Source organism: Paracerasibacillus soli (assembly GCF_042432965.1).
GTDB lineage: Bacteria > Bacillota > Bacilli > Bacillales > Amphibacillaceae > Paracerasibacillus > Paracerasibacillus soli.
Genome location: NZ_JBHLWL010000009.1, coordinates 1 through 22,291, shown reverse-complemented (window position 1 = coordinate 22,291; position 22,291 = coordinate 1). Strand labels below are relative to the sequence as shown.

The following is a 22,291-nucleotide window of genomic DNA, read 5'->3' as shown; positions in this document are numbered from 1 at the left end:
ATTTTCACTAAACCTAACATGAATCTTTTTAGTCGGAGATTCTAGCAATATAATTGGTTTTAGATTAGAAGAATTACCCCTATGGCGGGTTTTTTTATTGGACTAAATTTGGGAGTGGTAAGTCATGTATATTGAAGGAAGTTACAATTATTATATTGTTACACTTTCGATTTTGATTGCAATATTAGCTTCTTATGCCGCATTAAATATTACGGCCAAGATTTCTTATGCCAAAGGAAAATCTAAGTTCTTTTGGTTATTTTCAGGTTCTATTGTAATGGGTAGTGGTGTCTGGTCCATGCACTTTGTTGGCATGCTCGCATTTCACTTACATGTACCTATGAAATATGATATATCACTTACATTAATTTCTATGCTGGCTAGCGTTGTTTCCTCGTTTATAGCATTTTATATTACAATGCCTAAAAATATTAACAGAATCAAAATAGTATTAGGCGGTTTAATAATGGCTAGTGGGATTGTTGCGATGCATTATATTGGAATGGCAGCGATGATCATGCCTGTTAAATTAACCTACGATAAATTTTTGTTATTACTATCTGTTGTGATTGCATTTATCGCCTCTTATGCTGCCCTATTTTTATTTCTTCAGTTTCGTAGCCGACCATCAGCTAGCTGGCTGAAATGGTTATCCGCTGTAATTATGGGTAGTGCGATTTGCGGAATGCACTTTACAGGTTTGAAAGCCGCACGCTTTAAAATGGATTCCAGCGCTGTGATGGGACATGCTGAATCTATGGACTTGTTTTTACTATATGGTGTGACGATTACGATGTTTATTATTCTATTTGTCTCATGGGGGGCTATATATTTTGAAAGACATATGTTTGAAAAGATGGCATTCCACGATTCACTAACAGGTCTACCAAACCGTCATGAAATGAATCGCTTTTTTGAAAAACATGTTGGTAATGAAAAGATTGGGGTACTTTTCTTGGATTTAGATCAATTTAAAGCGATTAACGATACACTTGGACATGATGTTGGAGACCTTCTCGTTCAGGATGTTGCAATCCGCATACAACAGTTTATTACCCCCGCTCAACAAGCATTTCGAATTGGGGGCGACGAGTTCTTATTTATCATAACAAATTGTAGTATGGAAAAGGCCGAACAATTGGCAAAGCAACTTTTAGGAAATATTAAAAAGGTTTATCACATCCATGGCAATGAATTATATGTAACCGGTAGTATTGGAATTAGTATTGGCTTAATTAAGAACTCTAGTCGTTCTACCTTGCTAAAGGAAGCGGATACCGCCATGTACAAAGCAAAGAGTTTAGGTAAAAACCAATATTGTATTTATAATGATGCAATGGGTAAGCAAGAAGTTAGAAAAATGGAGTTGGAAAAAGATATCCAAATGGCACTTGATAATGACCAGTTTTATATCGTATATCAACCAAAATGGCATGTTAAAGAAAATCGCCTATATGGTTTTGAAGCATTATTACGATGGGAGCATCCAACGCTTGGTACCGTATCCCCCGGTGAATTTATACCGATTACGGAGGAGACAGGGCTTATTATCCCCATAACCAAATGGGTACTAGAAAACGCCTGCCAGCAATGTAAAACATGGCAGGAACAAGGTATTATTCAGCCGATTTCAGTCAATCTCTCTATAAAACTCTTTCAATTAGAAAGTTTAACTGAAATGGTACAAGATATATTAAATAAGGTAAACTTGGATCCTCATTTACTAGAATTGGAAATTACAGAATCTATGGTACTACACGACATTAATGACGTTATATTCCAGCTGCAAAGCATTCGTTCTTTAGGAGTTCGAATTTCCATGGATGACTTTGGTACTGGATATTCTTCAATCGGGTTGCTAGACCGTATTCCGATTGATGCCCTAAAATTAGATTGCTTGTTTACGAATAATTTAAATACACCAAGCAAACGTGCAATTATCAACGCTATTGTTTTAATGGCAGAAAACCTCCAATTAGATGTTATTGCCGAAGGTGTAGAAAATCAAGAACATATAGATGACCTCATGCAACTAGGATGTCAAGTAATGCAGGGCTACTTCTATGGAAAGCCAATGCGGGCTGAGCAAGTTGAAAAGTGGATTGCAAATAAAGATAAGATGTCACTTTCATTCATCTAATCTATATCAATAAAAAATAGCGTCATTTGACGGAGGTAACCCCATCAAATGACGCTATTAATAAAAGTCTGGGAAGTATGTTTGCTGTTTTGGAATGATCTTTTCAAGTAACGCTATATCCTGCTGCCTACCTTGGATATGATTCATTTGATATAACTCCATTGGTCTTTTATAACCTAAAAACATCGATGTGAACTGCTGAATTGTGCAGTGAATACCAACCTCGTCGATATGACTATGATTTTCAACAAATGTTACAGTCGTTTCTCCATGCAGTTGGCTCAATTGATACATCCCACTATTTTCTGGCAAAAAGTGATCCTCAACATGTAACAAAATAACGACATCTTCCTTACAAACTTGAAATGGGTATTGTTCTAAGAATGTTAATACATCAACTACTCTTGCCATAAAATATGGGGCAATCTTTTGTTCGAATCGTGGTTCGTCTAGTAAAAGTGTAAGGTTACTATTTTCAGGTACCGTCATTTCTACCTTTTTGGCCATGGAATCGTGATTTGCAATAAATTGAAGCAACAACTTCCAACCATTAACAGTGTTATACACCATTTCCTTTACTGTTAACACATCATTTTTTACTTCATATAAAATATATCCATCCGCATTCCCTTCATAATCATAGTTAACCGCAATCTGCCACTTCTCATTTAATACACGTTGTTTCCACCACTGCGCATCGCGCACGAGCATACCAGTGTAATTTTTAGCAAACCTTGTATATAGTGATTGAAGTAACGGAATATCCTTTTCTATTCTTCGCACATTGCCTACTGCAGGCTCTGACTGTTTCAACTGCTCCATCGGAATGGACAATTCCCAATTTGTAAAAGTAAGCTCCCAACCATATTTCCGGTAAAATGGCACTGAAAATGGATGGAGGAAAGAAATAGTTTGGCCATGCCGCTTCATATATTGAAGTGCATGGTAAAGAAGATGTTTCACCATCCCCTGCCTACGATATTCCGGCCAGGTCGCCACGGCACTAATACCACCCATTTCAAAAGGCTTCCCATTTATATAACAAGACAACGGAATAAGATGTGTCTTTGCTGCAAGCTGCTCACCTTCCATCCATCCCCAAATAATGTGTCGCTCCGCTTCTACTTTCTTTTCCTCAAATTCCGTTTCTGATAACTTATATTGAAAAGCAAACTGTGATAGTGCAAAAATTGCTTCATAATCTTTTTCAATGTTTAATTGTTGGATTTCCCTCATTAACGTTTCCCCCACGATGTTTGATATTGTCGTACGTATATAAAAATAAGATTATCGTAAATGTAGCCCAATTTAAAGTGAAACATATCAAATTGGCAGAAAACATGAAGGTGATAATTGTCCTTCAATATGCATTGCCGTTCATGATGACCAAGCCCTTGCGTTACATACCCTGCAGGCCGGAATGCAAAGTATATTTTATGAATAGCATGTGAAGTAGGCAAATGTACTAAACATTTGCCTACTGCCAACCCAATGAATTTACGATCCCTTTTTTCGCTCTGCCCGTTCCGCTATCTCCAAATAAAATCGATCCTTTGCAGATTGATAGCGATAGTCACGTGGCCCTCGTTTCGCTTTGTCAATACGCCCCTGCACGTATAGCATAAGAGGTACAACTGCAAAAACATATGCTGTCCCATCTGATATTTCAAATTCTGGCATAAGCGCATGAACAAGTGATGGAAATATGTAAATAACCGTACCGATTAAGAGTAGATGGATAATCTCCTCATCAAAAAATACATTACCAATTTTAAAGATAACTTTAATGAATGCATAACTATAAATGATCACATATAGAGCTACGAGACTAAAAATAGTATACAATGCAAGTAACTTTAAGGTTGCTTCACTATTATCCCCGAAGAAAACCGAAAGGACTTCTCCGTTATAGAGGGGTGCCTTATCCGTAAATGACAAGATAATAAAGGCAAAATAACCCGCCATAAAAAACATAATAAAACGTATAGCAAAGTAAAATAGAAACCTCACCACGTATAATATTGCTACAAATAACTTCAATATATACTTGGCTCCAGGTATACGACTAAATATATAACCAACTACCATCATGACCGTAATAAAAACCGCACCGATTATTATCGGAAAAATTTCCTCTATTATCAAATCCATCATCCTTATTTATGCTTTTTTCTATTATGCAAAGTATATTGATAATGTTTTGCTTTATTCCCTTATTTAAATAGTACGTGACAGATAGAGAAAGTAAATAGGTCCTACTTCCTAACTTTCTTTACCCATAAATCAACTGTTCTCTCTTCATATATTAAAAATAACGTTCAACACCAAGATATATTGCATATCAACGAACTAAGAATCTTACTCTTTTATAAAAATTAATGAATAAGTTGTGTCATTTGCTAGCTAATCCACCTCACAAGAAAAAAAGCTGATATAATACTATTCAATAACTAATGATGAGGTGAATATCAATGAAGTTTACATTTAAAATGATGGCTGTTATCGTAACCATTGCGATTGTATTAGTCGGCTGTAATAGTAAAGATAATACGAATGAAAAAGAACAAACCTCCCAAGAAGAGACAGATATTAAACAAATGGTACATGATTACAGTATAGGTAAATTGGATGCACAAAACGCTTCGATTACTGGAACAGAACTTTCTGTAACAGATGATCAGGATAAAGAAACCGTATATAAATTACCAGATGATGAGTTTTTTGTTTCCATCGCACCATTTGTCAATGAAACACATCCTTGTACTTTCCATAGCTTAACTGGATGCCAAGGGGAAATGGTCGAACAAGAATTTGATGTTCATATTGAAGATACGGAAGGAAATGTTGTTATCAATGAAACAATGAAATCACTTGAAAATGGTTTTATCGACTTATGGTTACCACGTGATAAAACATATCAAGTAAAAATTACCCATGACGGAAAAAACGTAGAATCTGAGATTTCCACTTTTGCAGATGACGCTACTTGTATTACAACTATGCAATTAAGTTAATGAAAAAAGTACCTGATTGAGCATTTCTAAAATGTATGCAATTAGGTACTTTTTATTTTTCTAGTATAAACACATTCAAATATTGCAAAGCTAGCTTTGCATCTTTTTGCTACATAAGCCAACGGGGTGACAGGACATGAAAGTTATGTTACCATACCGGAGTGGACCAATCATCCTACAACTTTTAATGGAGGCAAATTATGTTAAAAAAAGCACAACGGGTATCGTTAGTAGAGCAAGTTGTGATGCAAATAGAACAGCTCATCGAGAGCAAGCATTGGGGAGTTGGAGATAAACTTCCTCCTGAGATGGAGTTGATGAAACAATTTGATGTTAGCAGAAATACATTAAGAGAAGCAATTCATGCATTAGTCCACGCTGGGTTATTAGAAACGAAACAAGGCAGTGGGACATTTGTCCAATCTTCTAGTGCTCTAGGGGCTGCTGTACACCGTCATATTAAAAAATCTAGTTTGTTAGATACGTTAGAAGTACGACTAGCTCTAGAACGAGAGGCGGCAGAGTTAGCCGCTAGACATCGAACAGACGCAGATTTGAACGTCTTACAAGATTGCATCAATCAGTGCCAATGCGCTGCCGAAAAGGGAGATATAGAAAAATTTATTTCCGCAGATATTACATTTCATAAATCAATTATAAAGGCTGCGCACAATCAGTTGATGGAAGATCTGTATGAACATATGACAGATTCTTTATATGCATCCATCCGAGATGTAATGATTGCACGACATATTGACTTAAAAAAGGAAATACATTACGAACTATTAGGGGCGATTCGCGAAAAAAATACCGAAGAGGCAACAAGATTTGTAAATGAATATATTATTGATCTTAAACAGCACTTTTCATAATCCTTTATCATCACCATAGATTCGTAGACTACCTATCACAACATTGGAGGCATCATTTTGAAGAAAGACATTACAACTTTAGATAAAACACATAGACAAGCCCCTACTTGGGTATTATTAATTGGAATTATTTTAGTTGGTGCAAACTTAAGAGCACCATTAACATCTGTTGGATCATTAATTTCATTTATTCGGGATGATTTAGCAATTAGTAATGCATTAGCCGGAACCATTACAACCCTACCATTACTTGCGTTTGCATTTCTTTCCCCATTTGCACCAAAAATTGCTAGCAAATATGGAATGGAAAGAACTATCTTCATTTCCATGGCTCTTTTATTCATCGGTATTATGATGCGTTCTTATTTTGGCTCTTATTTCTTATTTGCTGGTACAATCCTCATCGGCGTTGCAATTGCCTTTGGAAATGTATTACTACCAGGATATATAAAAATGAATTTCCCGTATAAAGTTGGTATCATGACTGGGATTTATGCTGTTTTCATGAATTTATTTGCTGCATTAGCATCGGGACTGAGTGTGCCAATCCTATCCATTGGAAATATTGGTTGGCAAGGATCACTTGCATTTTGGGGTATTCCAGCTATTGTCGCTATACTATTTTGGATTCCACAATTGAAAAAACAGGGAGATATTGGAGAAAAGTTACAAAATACACCTAACCAAAAAGGTGATAGTCTTTGGCGCTCTCCACTTGCATGGTGTATTACATTGTTCATGGGATTACAATCATTAATTTTTTATACGTTAGTCACGTGGTTACCTGGCATATTGCAATCACAAGGATACAGTTCAAATGCAGCTGGCTGGGTACTTTTCCTAATGCAGTTTGCTATCATTCCAATTACATTTATCATCCCGATTATCGCTGAGAAAATGCGGAATCAAAAGCTTTTAGCCTTGATAACTGGCGTTTTATTTATTCTTGGCATAACGGGATTGCTGTCAGGCATCAAACCTGTTATGCTTATAGCCGTCATTTTTATTGGAATCGCTGGTGGTAGTGCATTTAGTTTATCCATGATGTTTTTCAGTCTTCGCACAACAAGTGGACAACAAGCTTCCGAAATGTCCGGAATGGCACAATCATTTGGCTATCTATTAGCCGCAACCGGACCTGTTTTGTTTGGCGCACTACACGACATGACACATGGCTGGCAAGTCCCACTCATCATGTTAATTGGCATATCCGTAGTAATCCTAATTGTCGGAATCGAATCAGGAAAAGAAAAACAAATAACAAAACACGAGAAACATGGGGACGGTTCTCCTGTTTCAAAGCAGGTTTCCAATCCGTTCTAATACTAATAGGTGGCTGGGACGCAAGGGTCTGACCCCCCTCACTCAATACAAAATGTAGTAGTTGAGGGGTCTGACGCTTTGGTTTTGTCCTAGCCTCTTTTCCAATTCACATTCTTCATTTATTTAATTCCTTTCGTTTTTACATTCATCTAAGCCCTTTTATCAAATTCCCATGTCCACTTTGCAATAAAACTATATATTTAAATTTTACTATTAGCAGAAATATTTTGTTAAGTAATATATAATATTTATATTGACCAAAATTTGGATGATAATGGTAAGGATGTTCAAATGGCTTGATATAAATAAAGTGAAACTTCAATCAGTAGGGTTTCGCATATTTCCCCTACTAGTTGTAAGTTGAGGGCAATTAGGAAGGTGATAAACCCGATGAAAAGATATTTAATTGCTTGCTTACTTATACTCACCGTTTTTCGGTTCGGGTGGATTTTTTATTATCACCAGCCTAACCAACCTCAGGTGGAAAATGGAATAATAGATTTAAGTGAGTCGGATTTCTCAAGCAGACAAACAATAAAGTTGGACGGAGAATGGGAGTTCTATCCAAACGACTTCATAGACAAGCATGATCGTACTCCACATTATTTGTCAGTTCCTGGATTATGGGAAAATACCAATGATACAAAACAAGTCCAACACGGCACCTATCGATTAAAATTGCTATTGCCTGAAAGGAATTCTCACGGCAATCTATACGGCTTACTCTTTAAAGAAATCGCAGCTGGGGCCAAGGCATATATCAACGGGAAGTTAGTTTTAGAGATTGGGCATCACGCTGAAAGCGGATCAACTAAAGTATTATTTCATAACAATCAAGATGAAATAGAACTTATGATGACAGTATCAAATGAAGAAGCAATTCATAACAATGGGATTCCAAACTCTATTAAATTCGGAACTAGCAAGGCGATAGAAAAGGAACTGAACTTATCAAACAACTTGCAACTCGTCATATTTTTCTTCTTACTTGCACATAGTGTCTATGCTATCGGGTTATTCTTAATAGGAAGAAGAACCCAAAGAGAGCTTGTTTACTTTGGTTTACTCATGTTTTTCGCTGCATTTTCAATTGTTTTAGATGAAGATAAAATACTATTAAACGTCATTTCAATAAACACCACATGGAGACTAAAACTACTATATATCGCTTTTGCTGGGACATTAAGTTTCATGCTATTGTTTACAAAATATGTGTTTCATTTGAAAAGCTATATATTTCGAATTCTTTTTTCGGTATACAGCCTAGCAGTTCTTATTTTAGTAGTTGTCCCACTTGCATATGTCCATCTCATCGGGTATGTCATCATGCTAACAAATGTAATGTCATACATATTCCTGACGATTACTGTGATAAAAGTAATCAAAGGAGGAAATAAAGACGCTATTTTTATATTAATAGCGACGGTTATCAATTTTGTGAATGTAGTATGGGGAGTATTTCTTAATATGGGTATGATAGATTTTCCTTATTATCCTGTTGATTATTTAATCGCAATGTTCGCCTTTGCTGGGTTTCTCTTTAAGCATCATCTTAGTTTAGTTGAACTAAATAGAAAGCAAACAATCGAATTACAGGAGGCAGATAAAGCAAAAGACCAATTTTTAGCGAATACATCGCATGAATTACGGAACCCGCTCCACGGCATTATTAACATCGCACATACAATGTTACATGACGAAAGGGATCCTTTGACGGAAAAAAATAAGGAAAACATAAAACTTCTTATACAAGTAGGACAGCGAATGAAATTTACCTTAAATGATTTACTTGATATTTCAAAGATAAAAGAAAGACAGATCACTCTAAATTTAGAAAGAGTAAATCTTCACGCTATAGCATCAGGCGTGCTTGATATGATTCATTTTATGACGGAAAGAAAAGAACTCCAATTACATTTAGATATTTCGGCTTCTTTCCCCAATGTTTATGCGGACCAACATCGACTCATTCAAATATTGTTTAACTTACTCCATAATGCAGTGAAATATACGTACGAAGGAGCCATCACGATTCATGCAAAACATAAAAATAAAATGGCTGTCATAACGGTAACTGATACAGGACGTGGGATTAGTAAACAAGCATTAGACATTATTTTTGAGCCATATGAACAGAATAATGATGATTCAACATACGTAGATGGTGGATTAGGTCTAGGTTTACATATTTGCAAGCAATTAGTCGAGTTACACGGTGGACAAATTTCTGCAGCATCCACATTAGGAAAAGGAAGTACATTCAGTTTTACAATTCCTTTAGCAACTTCCAAGTCTAATCTACCTACAAAAAGTAACGAGGAAATTGCTGCCGCCAAACTTGTGAAATATCCGAAATTATTAGCTGAATTACAGCAACAGGAACAAGTTAAAAGTGAGATAGCCCCAAGCATCTTGGTCGTAGATGATGACCCAATTAATTTAACAATTTTACAAAATATACTGTGCACAAAGTATCATGTGACAACGACAGTAGACAGCAAAGCAGCACTGCAGCTAGTCGGTAAAAGAGATTGGGATTTAATTATTGCTGATGTCATGATGCCAAACATGTCAGGCTACGAATTAACGAGAAAAGTTCGAGAGCAATTTACTTTGGCAGAATTGCCGATTTTGTTACTCACAGCTAGAAGTCAAGATGAAGATATATATAGTGGTTTTATAGCGGGTGCAAATGATTATGTGACAAAGCCCGTAGACGCTTTTGAATTACAAGCGCGTGTGCAAGCTTTAACAGAATTACGGCAGTCGATTAAAGAACAGTTAAAAATGGAGGCTGCTTGGCTTCAGGCGCAAATACACCCACATTTTTTATTTAACACATTAAATACGATTGCAGCCTTTGGTGTTGTAAATCCTAACAAAATGAATGAACTGCTTCATGAATTCGGTAACTATTTACAAAGGAGTTTTGCTGTTCGTAATACGGAATCGTTAGTTGCAATAGAAGATGAACTAGCTCTTACCAAATCGTATTTATATATTGAAAAAGCCCGCTTCGGGGATAGATTACAGGTTAATTGGGAAATAGATGAAAACACAAACCTTCAAATACCCCCATTATCCATTCAGCCTCTTGTTGAAAATGCGGTGATGCATGGGGTACTAAAAAGAGTTAATGGAGGAATGATTTGTATACGAATGACGGACTGTGAATCGTATTATCAAATTTCCATTATTGATGATGGCGTAGGTATGAAACAGGAAAAGGCAGATGAGATTTTACATGAACATCCAAGTAAAGTAGCCGGTATAGGATTAGCAAATACAAATCGGCGCTTAAAAAGGCGGTACGGGAAAGGATTAATGATTTCAAGTAAGGCTGGGCACGGCACGATTGTAACGTTTGAAATTCCAAAATGAAAACAAAAGGGGCCGGGACATGGGGTCTGACCCCCTCATTCAACTACCATAACTAGTAAGAAACTCATTGTTTCATACATAATGTTGTAGTTGAGAGGTCTGACACTTTGGCTTTGTCCCTGCCCCTATTGTTTTGTCTATGCTTTTCTGCCTATTTACACTGTCTTTCTTCTTCGTAAAATAACTCGTGTTGCAATTCCTACACTTATTAATGCAATACCTACTAAGATATAGTTGAAAATATTCGTAGCGGACTTCGGTAATTCTTTGCCACTATCTGATTCTTGTTTGCCACTGTCTTTCAAGCCTGTTGAAGTATCCTTTTCTCCCGCTTCCGGCTTTTCCTCTTCCTCAGGCGTTGGCACAGGGGTCTTTTCGTTATATGCTGTTACTTGTATGTGCGCAGTTTGGCCCATGTCGATTATAAAATCAATTGGTGTTTGATCCAATTCATAACCTGCTGGTGCCTTCACCTCGATGAACTGGTAGTTTCCTGGTTTTAAGTCTTGCACGACGATTTCCCCATTTTCGTCGGTTACCAAGTCTTCTTTTATTGTTTCTCCCGCTTCATTTACTAGTTTAAATACCGCACCAGATAAAACAGTTTGCTTATCTTGTTTATCCACTTTTGTTAATACAACTCCACCACGAATTTGCTTATTCGTAATCGTAATCTGTTTCACTGTTAGTTGTCCTCTATCAATTGTAAATGCAATTGGATCATGTGCCTCATAGCCAAATAATGGATTTGTTTCAACGAGCACATAGTCTCCTGGGCGTAGATTTGTGATGAGCAATTTACCATCTTGATCCGTTGTTAAATCTTCTTGTAACGTATTCCCCTCTGAATCTTGTAATGCAAACTGGACCCCTTCAAGCACAAGCTCCTCATTATCAAAGTCAACTTTTGTAAGCTCAAAGTCTCCCTTTATAATCGCATTATTTGTTGTGATTTCTAATGTTTCACTTTGCCCCAAGTCTATCGTAAATGGAATTGGCTCTTCATCTAGCGTATAATCAGAAGGTGCTTTTATTTCCACAAATTGATAGTTTCCTGGTTTAAGGTCATCAACAAATATTTTGCCATTTTCATCGGTTGTAAGTTCCTCTAATAACGTATTTCCTTCCCTATCCTGTAAGGCAAAAATTGCTCCTGTTAAAGTTTCACCTGTTTCATCGTCCACTTTAATTAACGAAACAGATCCAGTCGTACGTTCGTTTTCCTTCGTTACTGTTAATGTCTCTTGTTGATTAAACACGACTTCAAACAGTATAGGAGTTTGATCAAGTTCATGACCAAATGGTGCCTTTGTTTCTACGAACTGATAATGACCTGGTTTTAAATCTGTTACAACGATTTTTCCATCCTCATTTGTAAGTAAACCAGTTTGTAATTCATTTCCATCTTTGTCGAGAAGTGCAAATTCTGCATCAGCTAATGCTTCCTTTTCCTCACCAAGTTTTGCTAATTCGACTGAACCCGTAGCAAGTTCATTTACCAATGTTACTTCTGTTTGTTTTGTTTGACCAAGTTCGATTTCAAATGTTATCGGATTCCCATCCAATACATAGCCTGCATTTGTCGCAATCTCAACCAGTTGATAGTGACCTGGCTTTAGATTATCGATAGTGAGAACGCCATTTTCGTCGGTTGTTAAATCTTGCTGCAATGTATTCCCGTCTTGATCCTGTAACGCAAATATTACTCCCTCAAGTAGTTTTCCATCTTCACCCTTTTTCGTTAACATGACGCCGCTTGTTGTGCGTTCGTTAACCTTTGTTACGGTTAATTGTTTCTGTTGGTTAAATTCAATCACGACTTCCACTGGTGTCTCATCTAGCTCGTGACCAAATGGTGCTTTTGTTTCTACAAAATAATACGTACCTGGCTTTAAGTTTCCTACTATGATTTTTCCATTTTCATCGGTTTTTAAGTTTTCATGTATAACTTGTTCATCAGCATCTACTAACTTAAATTCCGCTCCTTCTAGCACTTCATTTTCCTCGCCAAGCTTTGTAAGCTCAACTGATCCCGGTGTTAACTCATTTGTAAATTCAACGGATACAGCTACTTTTTGGCTTCTAATGATTTCAAACTTTACAACATCCTTATTTAATTCATACCCATCAATAGATGCCACTTCAACAAACTGATAAAAGCCTGGTTTCAAGTTTTCAACAGTTAATTTACCATTTACATCTGTCGTATGTTCACTAATTTTATTACCATCTTCATCTTGAAGTTCAAACTTCACTCCTTCAAGCAACTTACCGTCTTCACCTTTTTTCGTTAGTTCAACAGAACCAGGTATCAGCTCATTTTTTGCTTGTACTGTAGCAATTTCTGTTTGCGCCCTTTCTACGACAACCTCAATTGGTGTTTCATCTAGTACATAATCATCTAATGCTTCCGTTTCAATGAAGTAATATGTTCCTGGACGTAAATCATGAACTGTTATTTTTCCTTCCCTATCTGTTGTAAGATTTTCCTTTACAACATTTCCTTCCGCATCTACTAACTTAAATACAACGCCTTCTAATGGTTCATTTTGATGATCCGCATCCACTTTAATAAGTTGGACAGTTCCGAGGATGATACTATTTTCAATCGGATCTAATTCCAAGACCTCTACCTGGTCAGCCTTAATTGTAAATGGAATCTCACTTTCTAGCTTTTGATAACCATGTAGTGCTTCCGTCTCTTTCAACAAATAGTTTCCAGGTGTTAGACCTGTAATAAGAATCTTTCCGTCTTCATCTGTTGTAATACCTTCCTGAAGTAGATTACCTGCTTCATCTCGTAGTTCAAAGACGACTCCCTCCAGTACTTCCTTCGTATCTGCGTCAACTTTCGTTAATGTTACATCACCAACAAACTTTTTATTTTCAATTGTTACTTTTGATACTTCAGCATTTACTGTGACAGTCTGACCATCCTTAATTCCTGCTACGTAGCCCTCAGGAGCATCTACTTCTTTCAAAATATATTCATCAAATAATAAGTTTTTGAAAACGACGATTCCGTCTTCACCCGTCGTATAGCTTCGGATAAAAGTACCATCTGTTTCGTATAGCTCAAATGTTGCACCAGCAAGTGCCTTTTGGTCCTCCGCATCCACCTTTATTACTTCAAGACTTCCTACCTCACCAACGATACCACCACCGATATTTGATAAATCGATGCGCTGTTTAACAGCATTATCAGTAGGAATTTCCGCTGTTTGGTCACCTTCAAACTTCACATCATTTTCGATATACCCATCACCTTGATACATAATACGTGTATCGTACTCTAGGACATATGCCTGATCAATTGTTTCCTCTAAAAATGTAATTGTAAATGTTTCTATACCATCTTCATTTTCAGTTATTTCAAGTGCGTAATCTTCATCTTCCACTAAAGGTCCATTGTCCCGATCTATCTTAATTTCATTTGGGTTTTCACTTACAACCGTCCCATATAATTTAATGGTATCTCGTAAAAGTAATTGATTTGCACTTGGTGTATCGGACAAAGAAACATTTGATACCGTAGACTGTGCATAGTTAATGTTTACACGCCAGTTAACGATTCGAGGGTTTTCCCTGTTTTGTTCCGCAGTCTTTTTTGTATATTCCCCTCCGTGATATGGTTCTACTGAAGCCGTTAGATTGAAAGAATCCTGATTATCACTTTTAACAGTCGCTATATTGTGATACGTTTTATCAACCAATTGATTATTCAAATCAGTCTTATACGTCACGATATATCCTGAGTTAATATCCCCAAGGCTAACTCGGAACCCTGGATTTCCTTCATCATCCTCCATAACAGCAACTGTATAGTCCGTAGCAGCTAGTTCTTCTCCATACTTATAACCATTCCATCCACCTTGTAAATCCATATGAAATACACGGATAGAATCAACATCAAAATTTTGACCATCTAGGATAAAGTCCTCCACAATTGCCTGATCCAAATTGGCATGATTATAATTCACACCGATTTCCCACTCAATTTCTTTTGTTACTGCGTTATAGGATGCACCTTTAAACCCATTTGCTTTCGTATACGTATCTGGGTTAAAGGTTGCCGTTCCTTCCTTCGACAGAGCCTCTCCATCGTCATTGTTCCATTCAAGCAAGGCATGATTTGTGAACGTACCATCATCATTTGGCTCTGTCTTGTCAAAATCAATATTTGTACGGAAAGAAATCAAAACTTCCTTGGTGATATCGTCGTTAAATTTAATTTCAAAAACTTCTACCCCATCAGTTTCGGTAACGTTCAGTGTATAATCTGTTATTGTTTCTCCACCATGTTTAACAACTACTGACTCCTCAACTAACGAAAACCCCTTTGGCAATGTGTCTGTAATGACGACATCATTCATCGTATATTCATCAGTGTTTAATCTTAAAGTCCAACCTGTTACTTTCTCTTTATAATCTGTTTCGGAATTATCGTGTGATTTTATGAACACACCTTGGCTCAACCATTGCCAACCTTCCTTTTCGTTACCAAATTCATCATGGATCTTGTTATGCACATTGCCACTTTCATCAACTCTGTCAATCGCACTCGTTTGATATGTGATTTTATATGCTTTTGAAACGTTTTGATTAAACTGAAGCTCAAAGCCACCATCCGTTTCATGTAATGTGTAATTCGTAAATGGTTCTGACTTATCCTCTTCACCAGTATCTGGGTCAATCGTAACTTCAACTACTTCCATACTATCAGCTACAAACGCTTGATTGTCCCCAAATATATCTGTCAGTTTCGCTTTATTTTGTGGAATAACCTTTTCATCATAATTATATTTTACTTCCCACGTCACTGTTTGTGTTACTGGGTCATAATTGCTAGCACGCTTTTCAAGGGCTTCACCACGATTTACATGAACCGTTGCAGAGGCTTCAACCGGATTAATATTATCACCAGTTAATTCTACGGTGTTTTTGTATGCTTTACCTGTATCATCCTGAATTTCCGTTTCATATACAATCCGGTAAGCTGAATCAATGTTGCCAAGCTCTAATGGAAATGTCGTTCCAAATTTGTCGTCCGCTAACTGCTCTGTCTTACTTTCATCAATCGTACCATCGGCATTCATGTACAACTTATACACTTTGAGTGAAGACTCAATAAAAGTATGATCACCTTCCATAACATCTTCTAATCTTGCATGCTCTATTTCTTGTAAATCCTTATTAAAATCAACTGTCCACTCAATCGTCTCTGCATTATAGGCTTTGTTCGGAACACCTTTTTTATCAATAGACGTTGATTTTGGAATAAACTTAATTGGGTATGTAACCGTCTGCTCTCCCGAAATCGGAAACGTAATGACTTCTCCTTCAGCTGGGCCAGCATAGTGTGCATCAAACTCCGACTCTAAATGAAGGTAACCTGACACATTTGAGTTTTGCTCGATATTTTCATTAAATGTGATTACAATTTTATTATCATTCGTTACAATAAACGTAGCGAATTCAACACCATTTTCATTCGTAAGTGGTGTTGGCTCTGGATTAGCCAATACGTGAAAAACCTCTGGTATCGTAATTGTAAATGTCGATTCAGCGCCATAGTTATGATTATTCGGTAACGCAAACTCGTAATCTAGTTTTACTTTAAATGCGTCGTATGGATTGTCGACAACAATTTCTGACCCGGGTGGAATTTCCTCAAAATCCCCTTCGCCAACTTTCTTTGACAATGTTACATTTGTGATAATATTTTCTTCAATTTCCGTAGCCGTTAAAGCTGTATCATTTGAGTCTAATTCGTCGCCCTTCGTCGTTTCTATTTCTGCTTCTATATCCTTTTCATCTTCCGCAACCTCTTCAGGCGCAGCTTGTTTATCTTTCTCGTCATTTTCGCTTTGCTCATGCTGTTCTGTTTCCTCTTCTTCATTATCTCCAGGTACTTCCACCAATGCTTCTATTACAAATGTTCCACTAGCTTCTTGAGATTCTTCAACCGCAGCAAGAAAAGCAACGGTGATTTCTCCATTCTCTGTTACATGAAACATTCCAATTTCTGTTTCCTCAACTTGCAATAATCCTTCTTGTTGATGATCTATTTGTAAATGTTCGTCTAGTACTTGAGATTCGATGTAACCTTCATCAATTTCTAGTCCATCAATCGACCAATTAACAGATACATGAACTAATCCTTCTATGTCGGTTTCAGTTACAGTGAGACTTTTAATTACATTTTGCTCGGACTCAGCCGCTTTCATTTGCATTGGCGCAGCAAATCCACTCGTAATCGTTTGAAAAAATAACAACATGATTAATAACAATCCTGTTCTTTTCTTCAATCCCATTCCCCCTTTGGAAATAAATGATGGCCATGTAGCCGTTACTATTATAAAAATTGTATCTCCACAAATTCTCAACAATATTTCCCAGGATATTATTTACAGCAATAATACTAGTCCAAAAGAACTATTAACATGGTGTTATCTCTGAAAATATAAAATATATTTATATAAATTTTTCGATGAAATATATATGAAGATGAATTCTCGATAGATAATGCAACGTAAAATTCTGGAAGGATAAATAGACTTCTACAAGTTAAATTATTACAATATAAATAAGGTTCTAAATAAATGGGTATACAGTCATATAATAGATGAGAAGATACCAATCACGCTTAAAGGGGGAATTTGATGCGGGTCATGTTAATAGACGATGAGCCACTTGCACTGGAACTTTTAGAAATACAGCTCAAGAAGGTATGTAAAATATCCAACCTGCAGAAGTTTACCTATTTAAATATTCATAAACAAGCTCGTCTCATACAAGAAACGGATGTTGTCTTTTTAGATATTGAAATGCCTGGCAATAATGGGCTAGAATTGGCAGAACAAATAGTAGAGATAAACCCACAATTAGAAATTGTATTTGTTACAGCCTTTCATCAATATGCTGTAGAGGCGTTTGAGCTACAAGCCCTTGATTATCTAATAAAACCAGTACAAGTAGAAAGACTTAAAAAGACAGTGGAAAGATTACCAACTTATATAAACAAACATACCTCACCTACAACTAAACCAAGCCATTTTCGGGTTAATATAAGTGGAGAACTATCTTTTGAAGGGGAAAACAATACATATGAGATTATAAAATGGCGAACTGCTAAATCAAAGGAATTATTTCTTTATCTATTACAACACACCGGAAAGACCGTACGAAAATCCAAACTTGTTGATTTGCTTTGGCCAGACTTCGAACCTAACAGGGCATATTCCCAGCTATATACTACGATTTATAATATACGAAAAACGTTAGGAAAATATCACGAACATTTTCTAATTAAAAGTATGCATTCAAGCTATTCGCTTATCATCAAAAATGTTTCAATTGATATTACTGAATGGGAGAATCGTTTAAAAGCTGCCCCTCCGCTTTATTTCGATACCATTCAAAAGTATGAGGAAATGATGGCTATCTACGGAGAATGCTATCTCAGTGATGAAGGATATCTGTGGGCCGAACCAGAACGGTTTCGCCTAGAAAAACTTTGGCTAAAACACGCCCATCAAATCGCAAACTTCTATGAACAGCAGCGTGATGTTGAAAAAGCAATACAATGGTATACCAATATTTGTAATCGTCATCCAGACGATGAAATAGCGCACTTCGCTTTAATGAAAATATATGCCGAGCTCGGATACGGAATATTTGTGCATCATCAATATGAAAAATTACAAGAAGCACTTCAGGAATTAGACATTGAAATTAGTGAGCATATTCAACGCTGGTATACATCATGGAGAGGAGTCATAATCTGATCTTATTCACAAGATAAGTTCGGTGCAGTGCACCGCGTATATGTTAAATACCATTTGGGGATAAGGTGGCAATCTTCTTTAAAAAGAAAAAGTAGCTACATTCATGATGAACGAGCTACTTTTAAATTTACTTTTCATTATTTGGTGGTATGATACAGCCATCATCTGTACAAACAGCATTATTCATATCATCAGCGGTAAGACTTTGGAGTTTAGGCTTTGGTTTTTCCTCTTCCCACACCTTTTGTAACGCCCCGATAAATGTTTCCAATGGTTGTGCGCCTGAGATGGCATATTTATCATTAATAATGAAATAAGGAACACCCGTAACGCCGTATTGCTGGGCAATTCCCTCATCTACTCGGACATCATTTGCATATGCAGTTTTATCCTGTAAAACATCTAGCGCTTCCTGCCTATCTAGGCCAACAGCTTCCGCAATATCTGCTAATGTTTGGCTGTCACTTAAATTCTTGGATTCTGTAAAATATGCGTAAAAAAGATTATTCGTAATTTCCTTGTCTTTTCCATGTTGCAATGCAAATTTCGTCAAACGATGTGCGTCAAACGTATTCGTTGGCTTCATATCATCAAAGTTAAAGGTTAATCCAACGTTTTCCGCTTGTTTACCAATTTGAGCATTGTTTTGTTTTGCTTGTTCTAAGCTCACACCATATTTTGCAGCGATTGCCTCATGAATATTTTTCCCGGCATATTCAGAGGAGTTTGGGTCAAGTTCGAAACTTTTAAATGAAACCTCAACATCTTCTCTATGTGGAAACTGCTCTAAAGCCATCTCTAATCTGCGCTTACCTATATAACAAAATGGACATACAAAATCTGACCATACATCAATTTTCATGTTAACACCTCTTTCTATATTAAAGGTATTTTAACATACTCCTTAACAAGTAGGGGTACAAAGAGCTCAGTGCATGCATCGCTTGCATATCCAACTTAACACTGTTGTCTAAGATTGTCATTCTGCATTATTTCAATCCACTCTCATACAAAGTACGACAGTGAAAAGTAGCAAAAACATCTTGTAATACACACTTTTCAAGGGATTGCTTCATATAACTATAGCAATATTATCATCGAAATCAATAAAATAATATGTGAAGACACCTGGATATTCATGATTTCCTGAACTTCGCACCAAAAATACGATGTCATCATAAGGTATTGCCTTCATATTCCATCATGCTAATCCAAAATACTGACTCATAGACTGTCCAGACTGCACCATTCGACGTACTTTATTTAAACGGAGAGACTCATATTCCGCTAGCGAGTCAATCGCCGCATTTCCTCGTATACCTTTTGCAACACATTTTCCAAGTGTAGCAGCATCTTGTAATGACTCATTAAATCCACTAGCTGTGATAGGTGCAGGCGCATGAGCTGCGTCGCCAACTATCGCTACACGCCCCTTAACAAGAAGATCTGGAACGTATTCTTTTATTGGTATTCCAATAATGGTACGCGATTCTATTCCGTGAAGCGCTGCGGACAACCATGGTTCGGACCATGTTACCTTCGCTTCTGCTGCTAGTTCATCTAGGATTTCGACTGGTATATCAGGACCCTTTAGTGAATGATGGACAACTGAACCTCTAACACAGCCTAAACTACGTAACATATCATTACGACTTCTATCATACCAAGTTGTTCCTACTCGTCTACTTCCCGATCCTGAGGTACCATTATCAATATCTGTTATGGAACCGAACATAAATCCGTTTGCACCATGCATCATCGTAACTCCAGATTCTTTATGAGTGGGGCGAATGTCCTCAGGTAGATTATTCTCATTTATAGAAGAAAGCCATACAACGTAACCTGCAAATGTTGCGTCTGGATGATGTGGTGCAACATGCCGCCGCACTAAACTACGGTGGCCATCTGCGCCAATTAAAATATCACCTTGAATCGTTTCTCCCTTATCTGTTACAACCCACGCGGAGTTAGCATCCTGATCAATGGATTGAACGCGAGTCTGATAACGTAATTCTATTCTAGGATCGGCCTTGGCTTCCATGCGCATGCGGTACTCGATGGATGACCATAGCTGAACAGAACTCTTTCCATTTGAAGCGAGTCTTTTTAGTAACCTTGCAGTTTTAGAACGATCAAACATTCCACCGTCCACACGAAGCCCACCACCACTAGGGCGTTCTTCCTCCGCCTTTTCAATAATAGTTACATGCAACCCTTCACGCGCGAGTGCAATTCCTGTCATAAGTCCAGAAAGCGATGCACCGACAACAACTGCAGATTCGTTGTTACCAAGCGTCTCACCATCATGATATAATGTTGTTTTTTTCATAAATATTCCCCCACTTTAAAGTAAGATTCATGAAGTTTTGCCACTGTTCAATTTTAGGGTATGTAAATTTATACTATAGCTCGATTGAAATAATATTAGTCTACACCTTCTAGTCATACAGGGTCAACAGCTTGAGCAGGAATTTCTATCATATCTAACTTAGGAAAAACCTATCATTCCTTAAAAGTTTTCAGCACGTGCCAACTTTTCTTATTTTAGACAATTCTACTACTTGTAATTTTTACTTCACAAAGAGATACTATATATCTATCGACTTATTTTTTTCAATTTAGTATATAAGGGGAAGTATCATATGGAGGCAATGGTGGACTTTTTTAAAAGAAAAGGCGTAAAAAGACTAATTATTTTCGCCTTAATCGTTCTTATTCTTTTTAGCGTTAGAAGTATGATGAATCTCATTCTACTAACATTTATTTTCTCATTTTTAATGAATGGACTTGTAGAATTTACGATTGCCCGAGTACGGTTAAATCGCACGCTGCTTGTATTATTGCTATATACAACAATCGTGGGCATGTTAACAATCGGAATTGCAAAGTATTTACCGTTAATTTCAGTCGAAATCAGCCAACTTATCAAACAGGTAGCAAATTTTTCTGTTCAACCGCACGACAACAAAGTGATCAACTTTATTGAGTCCATTATTTCCAGTGGGCAAATTACGGATTATATTGAAAATGGCTTTTCATTTTTGTTAAAATCATTTACTGATATTAGCAAAATGAGTGTCCAAGTATTAATCTCTTTATTACTAAGCTTATTCTTCTTACTTGAAAAGCCGCGATTAATTGAGTTTACAAATAAATTTAAAACTAGTAAAATTGCACCATTTCATAGTGAAATCGAGTTCTTTGGTAAAAAGTTCTCCCAGACATTTGGAAGAGTAATTGAAGCACAATTTATCATTGCTCTAATCAACACTTTTCTAACAGTTATTGTATTAATGATTCTTGGATTTCCACAGATCATTGGGCTAGCTTTTATGACCTTTTTCTTAGGGCTAATACCTGTTGCAGGTGTACTCATTTCACTTGTCCCTTTAACAATCATTGCTTTCACAATAGGAGGATACCTAAAAGTAATATATTTATTTATCGCGATTATGGTCATCCATGCGATAGAAGCTTATATACTAAATCCTAAGCTAATGTCTTCCAAAACAGATTTACCTGTTTTTTATACGTTTATCGTACTTATTTTTTCACAGAATTTCTTTGGCGTATGGGGATTGATAATTGGGATTCCAGTGTTTGTCTTTCTTCTTGATGTACTAGGTGTAACGAATAAAGATGGATTAGAATGACATTAAGGGTACTCATTACAAGTGAACTACTCCCACCACTTACCACCCTTACGGGTCGCTTGAAGTGGGGGCTTCTTGGGTAATCGACACTTTTAGTAGCTGGCGAAATGGACCAAGCTAA

Annotated in this window: 12 protein-coding genes; 7 read left to right on the top strand and 5 right to left on the bottom strand. The window is 36.8% G+C overall.

Annotated elements, in window-relative coordinates; genetic code table 11:
- The first annotated feature begins 124 nt into the window (after window positions 1-124).
- On the top strand, window positions 125-2,140 hold the full coding sequence (locus tag ACFFIS_RS02540) for a bifunctional diguanylate cyclase/phosphodiesterase (protein ID WP_320380970.1): 2,016 nt from the start codon (window positions 125-127) through the stop codon (window positions 2,138-2,140).
- A gap of 57 nt (window positions 2,141-2,197) precedes the next feature.
- Here the strand turns inward: ACFFIS_RS02540 and ACFFIS_RS02535 are convergent, their stop codons facing one another.
- Together ACFFIS_RS02535 and ACFFIS_RS02530 are read right to left on the bottom strand one after the other, a co-directional pair.
- Window positions 2,198-3,376 carry a GNAT family N-acetyltransferase gene (locus ACFFIS_RS02535; RefSeq protein WP_390186019.1) on the bottom strand — a complete coding sequence of 393 codons (1,179 nt, stop codon included), beginning with the start codon at window positions 3,374-3,376 and terminating at the stop codon, window positions 2,198-2,200.
- 261 nt (window positions 3,377-3,637) lie between these two features.
- Complete coding sequence (locus ACFFIS_RS02530; RefSeq protein WP_390186017.1) at window positions 3,638-4,285, bottom strand: hypothetical protein; 648 nt, start codon at window positions 4,283-4,285, stop codon at window positions 3,638-3,640.
- 326 nt (window positions 4,286-4,611) lie between these two features.
- Here ACFFIS_RS02530 and ACFFIS_RS02525 point away from each other — a divergent pair, with 326 nt between their 5' ends.
- The 4 genes from ACFFIS_RS02525 to ACFFIS_RS02510 all read left to right on the top strand — a co-directional run bounded on the left by ACFFIS_RS02525 (window position 4,612) and on the right by ACFFIS_RS02510 (window position 10,730).
- On the top strand, window positions 4,612-5,154 hold the full coding sequence (locus tag ACFFIS_RS02525) for a CueP family metal-binding protein (protein WP_320380967.1): 543 nt from the start codon (window positions 4,612-4,614) through the stop codon (window positions 5,152-5,154).
- A gap of 197 nt (window positions 5,155-5,351) precedes the next feature.
- Window positions 5,352-6,026, top strand: coding sequence for a FadR/GntR family transcriptional regulator (locus ACFFIS_RS02520; RefSeq protein ID WP_390186037.1), 675 nt, complete (start codon window positions 5,352-5,354; stop codon window positions 6,024-6,026).
- Between the two features lie 57 nt (window positions 6,027-6,083).
- Complete coding sequence (locus tag ACFFIS_RS02515; RefSeq protein WP_390186016.1) at window positions 6,084-7,349, top strand: CynX/NimT family MFS transporter; 1,266 nt, start codon at window positions 6,084-6,086, stop codon at window positions 7,347-7,349.
- A 390-nt stretch (window positions 7,350-7,739) separates the two neighbouring features.
- Entirely contained in the window at window positions 7,740-10,730 is a 2,991-nt protein-coding gene (locus tag ACFFIS_RS02510; protein WP_390186015.1) for a hybrid sensor histidine kinase/response regulator, read from the top strand.
- A 155-nt stretch (window positions 10,731-10,885) separates the two neighbouring features.
- On the opposite strand, the gene ACFFIS_RS02505 is transcribed toward ACFFIS_RS02510, so the two are convergent.
- Complete coding sequence (locus ACFFIS_RS02505; RefSeq protein ID WP_390186014.1) at window positions 10,886-17,038, bottom strand: SpaA isopeptide-forming pilin-related protein; 6,153 nt, start codon at window positions 17,036-17,038, stop codon at window positions 10,886-10,888.
- A gap of 354 nt (window positions 17,039-17,392) precedes the next feature.
- On the opposite strand from ACFFIS_RS02505, the gene ACFFIS_RS02500 reads away from it, so the two are divergent.
- Window positions 17,393-18,517: a response regulator gene (locus ACFFIS_RS02500; RefSeq protein ID WP_390186013.1), complete on the top strand. Its 1,125-nt coding sequence runs from the start codon at window positions 17,393-17,395 to the stop codon at window positions 18,515-18,517.
- A 127-nt stretch (window positions 18,518-18,644) separates the two neighbouring features.
- Here ACFFIS_RS02500 and ACFFIS_RS02495 read toward each other — a convergent pair whose 3' ends face one another.
- Together ACFFIS_RS02495 and ACFFIS_RS02490 are read right to left on the bottom strand one after the other, a co-directional pair.
- Window positions 18,645-19,379: a DsbA family oxidoreductase gene (locus tag ACFFIS_RS02495; protein WP_390186012.1), complete on the bottom strand. Its 735-nt coding sequence runs from the start codon at window positions 19,377-19,379 to the stop codon at window positions 18,645-18,647.
- A 339-nt stretch (window positions 19,380-19,718) separates the two neighbouring features.
- Window positions 19,719-20,846: an FAD-dependent oxidoreductase gene (locus ACFFIS_RS02490; protein ID WP_320380959.1), complete on the bottom strand. Its 1,128-nt coding sequence runs from the start codon at window positions 20,844-20,846 to the stop codon at window positions 19,719-19,721.
- A 313-nt stretch (window positions 20,847-21,159) separates the two neighbouring features.
- On the opposite strand from ACFFIS_RS02490, the gene ACFFIS_RS02485 reads away from it, so the two are divergent.
- Window positions 21,160-22,170 carry an AI-2E family transporter gene (locus ACFFIS_RS02485; RefSeq protein WP_390186010.1) on the top strand — a complete coding sequence of 337 codons (1,011 nt, stop codon included), beginning with the start codon at window positions 21,160-21,162 and terminating at the stop codon, window positions 22,168-22,170.
- Window positions 22,171-22,291 lie beyond the last annotated feature (121 nt).